We start from the raw sequence: 3,029 nt of genomic DNA, 5'->3' as shown, positions 1-3,029 counted from the left end.
GTAGGGATCCCCGGCTGTTGCAGCTAACATGGGCATGGCCTGTTTATTGCGTGGGTATCATGCCGCCACTGTTGTTCCGGTTATCCGTCCGGCCCTGGCGAGCCTTGTCGGTGGGCCTGGCAGTTGTGTTGGGGATGGGAGGGTGGAGCTCTGCCCAGGCCCAGGTGTTGCTGCACGTCCCTCTGCCCAATGGGGGCTTGATGCAGGCCCAAGCGCTACAACTGGCCACCGACTCGCTGCGGCTGGCCCAGTTTGGTCAAACGGAAGAAGCGCTGCGCCGCCTGCAACTGGCCGTGTCCATGGTGCCCAACTCCTCAGAGCTACTCTACGTTTTGGGCAACGTCCACCTAGAACTGGGGGACTTGGAGCAAGCCATTGCATCGTTGCAAAAGGCCCGCGCCCTATCTCCTCAAGATGGGGATGTCCTCTACTCGCTGGGATCGGCTTATTTGCGGCAGGGCAGCTACTTTGCCGCCGCTGAGACTCTGGAACGAGCGGTTGCCCTGCAACCGGATAACCCCAATGCCCGCTTCCAACTGGGCAATGCCTACCTCATGCTGGATCGGTGGGATGCGGCCCGGCAGGAATATGAGAAGACCTTGCAGTTGGATCCCGCCTACTGGCCGGCCATGAACAACATGGGCTTGGTGGACTATGAGCAGGGGGATCTGGACGCCGCCATCGATCGCTGGGAACGCACGATAGAGATGAACGACTCTGTGGCAGAGCCCTATTTGGCCCTGGCGACTGCCCTCTACATTCGGGGAGAAACCGAACGGGCTGAGGAACTGGGGGCAAAGGCCATGCGCTTGGATCCCAACTATGCCCGCCTGCAGGTGTTGCGGGAGAACCTGTGGCGAGAAAACCTGCTGCGGGATGTGCAGATCCTCCTGCGCACCCGCCCTGTTGCAGAAGCTCTGCAGCAAGCCGCCATCGAGCAGTTCAACCGGCGGATGGGCCTCTCAGAATAGATTCAGGATAGATTTAGGAATTGACAGTGGGAAGTTCTGCAGGGGATCCCTTGAGAACTCGTGCCTGAAACTTGGCCCGAATCCGCTCGGCAATCCCGGCGCTGTTCAAGCCTAGTTCTGCCAAGGATTCCTCGGGGGTGGCGTGCTCCACCCACACATCCGGCACCCCCAAGCGCAACAAGGGCACTGCCAGGTCGGCGTCGAGCAGGGCTTCGGCCACTGCCGAGCCAAACCCACCCATGAGGCAACCTTCTTCCACCGTCACCACCAAGCGGCTCTGTTCGGCCAAAGGCAGGATCAGCTCAGTATCCAGAGGCTTGGCGAAGCGGGCATTGACCACCGTGGCTGAGATGCCGTGTTCTTTCAAGATCTCCGCCGCCTGCAGGCTGGGATGCACCATCGACCCATAGGCCAGGATCAGCACCTCGCCGCCGCTGCGCAACACCTCGGCTTTGCCGATGGGCAGGGGTTCCCATCCCTCTTCTGCCAGAGGCACCCCCACGCCAGATCCGCGCGGGTAACGCATGGCGATGGGGCCCTGGGTGTACTGGATCCCGGTCACCACCATGCGCTGTAGCTCCGCTTCATCTTTGGGAGCCATTAGCACCATTTCCGGAATGCAGCGCAGATAGGCGATGTCGTACATGCCTTGGTGGGTGGGGCCATCGGCTCCTACAACTCCCGCCCGATCCAAGCAAAAGAAGACCGGCAACTTTTGGATACAGACATCGTGGATGATCTGGTCGTAGGCCCGCTGCAAGAAGGTGGAATAAATGGCCACCACTGGCCGCATTCCCTCACAGGCCATGCCAGCCGCCAACGTTACAGCGTGCTGCTCGGCGATCCCCACATCCACAAACTGATCCGGCAGCTTTTCCTTGAGCTTATCCAGGCCAGTGCCCGTATCCATAGCGGCGGTGATGCCGATGATGCGGGGATCCCGCTCGGCCAGCTTGCAGAGGGCATGGCCAAAGACCTTGCTGTAGCTGGGGGGCTTGGGCTTGGTGGGCGGGTAGGGCTTGCCGGTGGCCAGGTCGAAGCGGGATTGGGCATGATACCCCACCTGTTCCGCTTCGGCAGGCGGGTAGCCCTTGCCTTTGACGGTAGCTACATGCACCAGTACCGGGCCGGAGATGCCGTGGGCCAACTCAAAGGCATCCAACAACTCCGCCAGGTTGTGCCCGTCCACCGGCCCCACGTAGGTAAAGCCCAGCTCCTCAAAGATAATGCCGGCTTTGTTGTTTTGCACAGCGGTAACCAGCTTCACCGTTTCCTTGAGGCGGTCAATTTCTGGGCTGAGGCTGGATCCCAGTAGGGGCAGGTTCTTCAGTTGCTCTTCTAGGCTGTCGGCCAAAAACTGCACCGGCGGGCTGAGGCGCAGGCGGTTTAAATAGCGAGGGATCGCCCCCACATTGGGGGAAATAGACATGCCGTTGTCGTTGAGCACCACCATTAGGTTGGTCTTGGGCAGGTGCCCGGCGTGGTTGATGGCTTCGTAGGCCATGCCTCCGGTCAGGGCACCATCCCCAATGATGGCCACCACCTTGAAGTTGTCTCCCCGCCGATCCCGAGCGATGGCCATGCCCAAAGCTGCCGAGATGCTGGTGGAAGCGTGCCCCGCCCCAAAGTGATCGAAGCGGCTCTCGCTGCGCTTCAGGTAGCCGGAAATCCCCCCCTTCTGGCGCAATGTGTGGAAATTGTGGTACCTGCCGGTGAGCATTTTGTGGGCATAAGCCTGGTGCCCCACATCCCAGATCACCTTGTCTCGATCCAGATCGAGGGTCTTGTAGAGGGCCAAGGTCAGCTCCACCACCCCCAGCCCTGGCCCCAGATGACAGCCGACCGGGGAATTGGCAGCCGTCTGCAGATGTTTGTCGCGAATCTGGCGGGCTAGGCTGCGCAACTGGCTCAGGTTCAGGTTTCGGAGCTGGTTGGGATGAGTGATGTCACTCAGGTGCATAATGGACTCGTCCTTCCGGTGTGATCTCACTCTAATTCATTTTCAGGAGGGGTTTTGTAGCCCTCCCTCTCAAAACTTCAAGGAATGCAGGGATCCCC

2 protein-coding genes are annotated in these 3,029 nt (G+C 60.3%); one reads left to right on the top strand and one right to left on the bottom strand.

The window, feature by feature from the left end; translation table 11 throughout:
* On the top strand, positions 1-971 hold a 971-nt coding region (locus NW829_RS04590), incomplete at its 5' end, for a tetratricopeptide repeat protein (RefSeq protein WP_414416536.1).
* Between the two features lie 13 nt (positions 972-984).
* Here the strand turns inward: NW829_RS04590 and dxs are convergent.
* Positions 985-2,931 (bottom strand): 1-deoxy-D-xylulose-5-phosphate synthase, encoded by a 1,947-nt coding sequence (dxs, locus tag NW829_RS04585; RefSeq protein WP_011433570.1) that lies wholly within the window; start codon positions 2,929-2,931, stop codon positions 985-987.
* Positions 2,932-3,029 lie beyond the last annotated feature (98 nt).

The sequence above is a fragment of the Synechococcus sp. R55.8 genome (genome assembly GCF_047461895.1).
GTDB lineage: Bacteria > Cyanobacteriota > Cyanobacteriia > Thermostichales > Thermostichaceae > Thermostichus.
This window is presented reverse-complemented; position numbering and strand designations above follow the sequence as displayed.

What these genes read in the sequence shown, in the direction of transcription:
- dxs (WP_011433570.1), bottom strand. Translation starts at nt 2,931, where the DNA reads ATGCACCTGAGTGACATCACTCATCCCAACCAGCTCCGAAACCTGAAC.